The following is a 5,119-nucleotide window of genomic DNA, read 5'->3' as shown; positions in this document are numbered from 1 at the left end:
GCGACATCTCGGCGAACGCGGTGCTCACCGCGCTGTCGGGCTTCCTCGGCAGCCCGCGTGCCGACCAGGCCAACCGGATCGGTGAGCTGTCGGACGCGCTGGCCGCGGCCGGACGCGGCGACCGGGGCCCGCTGAACACTGTGATCGCGCGCGAGTCGGCCGCGACCGAGAGCGATGGACAGTTCGTCAACCGGTGCACCGACATCCAGCAGCCGCCGACTCCGGGCAAAGCCACCGAGCTCGCGGGGGTCTGGGGAGGCAAGTATCCGGTCTTCGGCAAGGCGGCCGCCATCGCGCTGATGGAATGCGTGGCCTGGCCCGTGTCGACCGCGCCGCCGATGCCGGAGAAGCTCGGCATCCCGGTGCTCGTACTCGGCGCAGTCGCGGATCCGGTGGTCGGCAACGGCGGTCAGTCGTCGGTGACCGGCGCGCTGGGCGCGGCAGGCGCCCGGCACGCGGCGCTCACCTGGCAAGGCTTCGGCCATCCGGTGTCGACCCACTCCAGCTGCGCGCAGCGGGCGCTGCTCGACTACCTGAACGATGGCAAACTCCCCGCTGACGGCACCGCCTGCCCAGCCTGAGCAGTGCTCGCGGGGCCGTTGGAGCGGCGCGTTGCACCGGTCCCGGCAACCACCGGTAACCGATCCGGTGTACCGTGCCCCAGTGTTCCTTCGACAGCTCGAGCCCCGGACCGCTCGTACCACCGCCGAGGTGATCAAGTTCGCACTCTGGCCGCTTGCGGTCATGACCGTGCTGAACCGGGTCTTCATCAAGGCTGTCAACGGCTTCATCACCGATGACTATCGGCCCGTCTACCAGGCTTCGCTCGACTTCCTCAACGGCAGGCCGGTCTACACCGCGAACTTCGACTCCGTCGACCCGCACTACCTGTACCCGCCGAGCGGCACCCTGCTCATCGCGCCGATCGCCGCCATCGACTACGAGAAGTCGCGCTGGCTGTTCATCGCGCTGAACGCGATCGCGATCCTCATCGCGTGGTACCTGCTGCTGCGGCTGTTCCGGTACACGCTGAACTCGGTGGCCGCGCCCGCGCTGCTGCTGGCGATGTTCACGTCCGAGACCGTGATCAACACGCTGGTGTTCACCAACGTCAACGGCTGCGTGCTGCTTGCCGAGCTGGTCTTCATCCATCTGCTGCTGCAGCGGCGAGATCTGTGGGCGGGCGCGGCGCTCGGGTTGAGCATCGCGGTGAAGCCGACGCTGGCCCCCTTGCTCTTGATCGCGCTGGTACGCGGGCAGTGGAAGGTGTTCATCACCGCCCTCGGAGTGCCGGTGGCGCTGACCGCGATCGCCTGGCCGCTGTCGAAGGACCCGGGGAAGTTCTTCACTCGCACCTTCCCGTACATCTTCGAATCCCGCGACTACTTCAACAGCGCGATCGTGGGCAACGGCGAGTACTACGGCCTGGCGCCGTGGCTGACCTGGGGCATGCGCGTGGTGCTCGGCGTGCTGGTGCTGCTGTCGCTGTGGCTGCTGTATCGGTACTACCGCGACGACGAGCTGTTCTTCGTCTGCACGTCCTCTGGCGTGCTGCTGACGGCGTCGTTCCTGCTCAGCTCGCTCGGGCAGATGTACTACTCGATGATGCTGTTCCCGTTCCTGATGACGGTGGTGCTGCGCAATTCGGTGCTGCGCAACTGGCCTGCCTGGCTGGCCATCTTCGGCTTCATGAGCTACGACAAGTGGCTGTCGGACCGCTGGCAGCACATCGGGCGCAATCTGGAGTATCTGCGCATCACCTTCGGCTGGGGTCTGCTGCTGATCGTCGTGTTCTGCGTCCTGGGCGAGCGCTATCTGGCCGCGCGGCGGGAAGGCCGGCTGCCGTTCGGGATCGATCCCGCGTGGATGCGTTCCGCGCCGGACCCGCGCGGCGAGGAGCCGCAGCAGGCCCTCCCCGCGGCCGGCGCCGCCTTCGCGACGGAAACCCCCAGGCCACAGAACGGTTCGGCATCGGAGCAGGAGAATCGTATTAGCGTGGAACCATGAGTTCTTCCCTGCCCGCACCGCGGATCCGGCTTTCGCCGCAGGAATGGCGGTCGAAGCTGAATCCGGAGGAGTTCGCGGTGCTGCGCGAGGCCGCGACCGAACGCCCGTTCACCGGCGAGTACACCGACACCAAGACCGAAGGCGTCTACGTCTGCCGGGCCTGCGGCACGGAACTTTTCCGCAGCACGGAGAAGTTCGACTCGCACTGCGGCTGGCCGTCCTTCTTCGATCCGGCGGCGTCCGACGCGGTGATCCTGCGCTCGGACGACTCGCTCGGCATGCACCGGGTCGAAGTGCTGTGCGCGACCTGCCACAGCCACCTCGGCCACGTGTTCGAGGGCGAGGGGTACAACACGCCCACCGACAAGCGCTACTGCATCAACTCCATCGCCCTGCGGCTGCACCCCTCGGACAGCGCAGCGGAGTAACAGCCCGACGCTGTCCGGAAGAGTACGGATCCACCCACCGCCGCGCATGCCCCGAAATCTTGGGGCATGCGCGATGCCGGAATTACAGGTCCCCCGCCTCCAGGGCTTCCAGCAACACGACCCGCGTTTCAGCGTATACCGCCGCTCCATCCGCGAGAGGCGTGAGCCGATACTGGTACACGACCGGCGCACCGTCTGCGCTCTCCTCTACCCGCCAGTACTCGGGCACACCCGCCGCGGCATAGAGTTTCGGCTTGGTCTCGCGATCCTCGCGTACCGAACCCGGCGAGACGACCTCCACGAGGAGCTCGAACTCCGTGGCGGGACGATACCCGTGATCACCTTGCGGCGACTGGCGGTAGACGCCGACATCACACGTTCGGATCTCGCTGTCACCTAGGACAATGCCCTGCTCTATGTAGGCCAACCTGTCGGCTGCCGTCAGCAGACGCCAGACCCGTGCCTGCGCGTTCGCGTGCCACGGCCGCATTGCCGCTGCCATCACGACGAGATTCCCCTCCCGCACCTCGTATCGAAACTCCGGTGACAGCCGCTCCAGAGCCCTCGGCGTCCATTCGAAAACATCCGGTAGTTCGAGTGTCGTCACCGGGACACCTCCTGAGGAAACCATTGGCTCCAAGGCTATACCGCCGCACAGCTGCCGGGCTCGCGCAATTCCGGGTCCGGTGCCGGAATCAGGGCAGGGCGGCGATCAGCTGCTCGATCTCCACCCGGGGCCCGGTGAAGAACGGGATCTCCTCGCGCACATGCCGCCTGGCGTCGGTGGCCCGCAGATCGCGCATCAAATCGACGATGCGGTGCAGTTCCGGCGCCTCGAAAGCGAGAATCCACTCGTAATCGCCGAGCGCGAACGAGCTGACCGTGTTGGCCCGCACGTCCGGATAGCCGCGCGCGGCCTTACCGTGTTCGGCCAGCATCCTGCGGCGCTCGTCGTCGGGCAGGAGATACCACTCGTAGGAGCGGACGAACGGATACACGCAGATGTAGTCGCCCGGCTCCTCGCCGGCGAGGAAGGCCGGGATGTGGCTCTTGTTGAACTCGGCGGGCCGGTGCAGCGCCGCGTTGCTCCACACCGGCGCGCTGGCCCGGCCCAGTTCGGTGGTGCGGCGGAAATCCGCGTACGCCGCTTGCAGGTCCTCGACGCGTTCGGCGTGCGTCCAGATCATGAAGTCGGCGTCGGCGCGCATCCCGGCGACGTCGTAGATGCCGCGCACCACCACGTCGCGCTCGGCCAGACCGTCGAAGAACGCCCTGGCCTCCTTGGTCGCGGCGGCCCTGTCCTCACCCAGCACTCCTGGCTGCACCTGGAAGACGGAGAACATCAGGTAGCGGATGGTGGAGTTGAGAGCCTGATAGTCGAGTCGCGCCATAGCCCTATCGTGCCACTCGCTCGGGAGCCCCCGCGTCGGCGGGCGTGAACTGCTCGATGTGGACCCGGTCGTCCGGAACGCCCGCAGCGCGCAGCTGGCGCTGGATGTCGCGCAGGAATCCGGGCGGACCGCAGACGTAGGCGTCCGCGTCGGCGGGCAGGGTGAGCGCCGCGAGGTCCACCCGGCCGCGCCGGGCGCCGGAACCCGGTTCCTCGTACCAGATTTCGACGGTGGCCTGCTCGAGTCGGGCCGCGAGATCGTGCAGCCGTCGCACAGCGGGTGGGTCCGTGGCGCACGGTCCGCGTGCACGACCAGGGTGCGGCGCCATGGGGCGTGGGCGGCGAGGTACTCGAGGGCGCCGATCGTCGGGGTCACGCCGATACCGCCGGAGATCAGCACCAGCGGAGTCGTCGCCGTGGTGTCGACGGCCACGTCACCGAACGGGAGCGTGACTTGCAGCGCGTCGCCGGGATGCAGATTCTCGTGCAGCCAGGCGGACACCTCACCTGCCGGGCAACCCTCGGTCGCCCCGACCCGCTTGACCGCGAACGACAGCGCACCGTCGCCGGGTAGGCCGACCAGGCTGTACTGGCGCAACTGGCGCAACTGGCGGGCACCGTCGGGTAGCCGCCTCCGACCGAGATGTACTGGCCTGGAACGAATCCCGGCAACTCCACGGCGGGGTCGGTGGATCGTGCACCGGAAGATTGCGCACCGCGGGCCGCGAACATTCTGTGACAGTGGACACGGCGGTGCACGAGGGCCCATTCGCCGGTCGCCGACCGGAGAGACGGGAGTATCAGCGGGCGGCGATTCGCTGTGCGGCGGCGGTGCCGGAGGCCACGCAGGCGGGCACGCCGACGCCGTGCAGGTACGCACCGGCCAACGCTAGGCCGTCGAGCGCAGCCACCTCGGCTTCGACGGCCGCGATGCGGGCCGGGTGGCCGGGCGCGTACTGGGCGAGGCCACCGGGCCAGCGTTGGACCACGGCCGCGGACGGGGCGATCGGGACGCCGGTGACGGTGGCCAGATCCTCGGCGGCGGCGGTGACGAGTTCGGCATCCGGCCACGACAGCGCGGCGTCGTCCCCGAATTTGCCGAAAGATGCTCGAACGAGGGCGGTTTCGCGGTGCGCAAGGTGTGGCCACTTGCGGCTGGAGAGGGTGAACGCCTTGGCGCGCAATGGTTCTCCGGTAGCCACCAAGATGCCGGAGTGCTGCGGCAGCGCGGTCTGGCGCGGCAACGCGAGGGCGACGACCACCGACGAGGACAGCTCGACGCCGGCCAGCTCCG

The 5,119-nt window shown here is 68.3% G+C and carries 8 protein-coding genes; 4 read left to right on the top strand and 4 right to left on the bottom strand.

Annotated features, from left to right (window positions below; translation table 11 throughout):
- From NA4_RS37115 to msrB, 3 genes are all read left to right on the top strand, one after another.
- Positions 1-581: alpha/beta hydrolase (locus NA4_RS37115; protein WP_169811208.1), on the top strand; the 581-nt coding region annotated here is incomplete at its 5' end.
- Between the two features lie 67 nt (positions 582-648).
- Complete coding sequence (locus tag NA4_RS37110) at positions 649-2,007, top strand: glycosyltransferase family 87 protein (protein ID WP_245671776.1); 1,359 nt, start codon at positions 649-651, stop codon at positions 2,005-2,007.
- Entirely contained in the window at positions 2,004-2,435 is a 432-nt protein-coding gene (gene msrB, locus NA4_RS37105; protein ID WP_067480699.1) for a peptide-methionine (R)-S-oxide reductase MsrB, read from the top strand. Before NA4_RS37110 ends, msrB begins: the two co-directional genes overlap by 4 nt.
- Before the next feature lie 82 nt (positions 2,436-2,517).
- Here the strand turns inward: msrB and NA4_RS37100 are convergent, their stop codons facing one another.
- The 3 genes from NA4_RS37100 to NA4_RS37090 all read right to left on the bottom strand — a co-directional run bounded on the left by NA4_RS37100 (position 2,518) and on the right by NA4_RS37090 (position 4,100).
- Positions 2,518-3,042, bottom strand: a complete 525-nt coding sequence (locus tag NA4_RS37100; protein ID WP_169811207.1) for a Uma2 family endonuclease — start codon at positions 3,040-3,042, stop codon at positions 2,518-2,520.
- Positions 3,043-3,130: 88 nt separating this feature from the next.
- Positions 3,131-3,826 carry a hydrogen peroxide-dependent heme synthase gene (hemQ, locus tag NA4_RS37095; protein WP_067480693.1) on the bottom strand — a complete coding sequence of 232 codons (696 nt, stop codon included), beginning with the start codon at positions 3,824-3,826 and terminating at the stop codon, positions 3,131-3,133.
- A 4-nt stretch (positions 3,827-3,830) separates the two neighbouring features.
- Entirely contained in the window at positions 3,831-4,100 is a 270-nt protein-coding gene (locus tag NA4_RS37090) for a ferredoxin reductase domain-containing protein (protein ID WP_067480690.1), read from the bottom strand.
- A 29-nt stretch (positions 4,101-4,129) separates the two neighbouring features.
- Between NA4_RS37090 and NA4_RS37085 the strand changes: the two genes are divergently transcribed.
- Complete coding sequence (locus tag NA4_RS37085) at positions 4,130-4,399, top strand: hypothetical protein (RefSeq protein WP_157129539.1); 270 nt, start codon at positions 4,130-4,132, stop codon at positions 4,397-4,399.
- Between the two features lie 226 nt (positions 4,400-4,625).
- Here the strand turns inward: NA4_RS37085 and NA4_RS37080 are convergent.
- A partial coding sequence (locus NA4_RS37080) for an FAD-dependent oxidoreductase (protein ID WP_174553051.1) occupies positions 4,626-5,119 on the bottom strand: 494 nt, incomplete at its 5' end.

Origin of the sequence: Nocardia amamiensis NBRC 102102, assembly GCF_001612745.1 — a bacterium.
Classification (GTDB): Bacteria; Actinomycetota; Actinomycetes; order Mycobacteriales; family Mycobacteriaceae; genus Nocardia; species Nocardia amamiensis.
The sequence above is the reverse complement of the archived record's forward strand: the minus strand, read 5'-3'. Positions and strand labels throughout refer to the sequence as shown.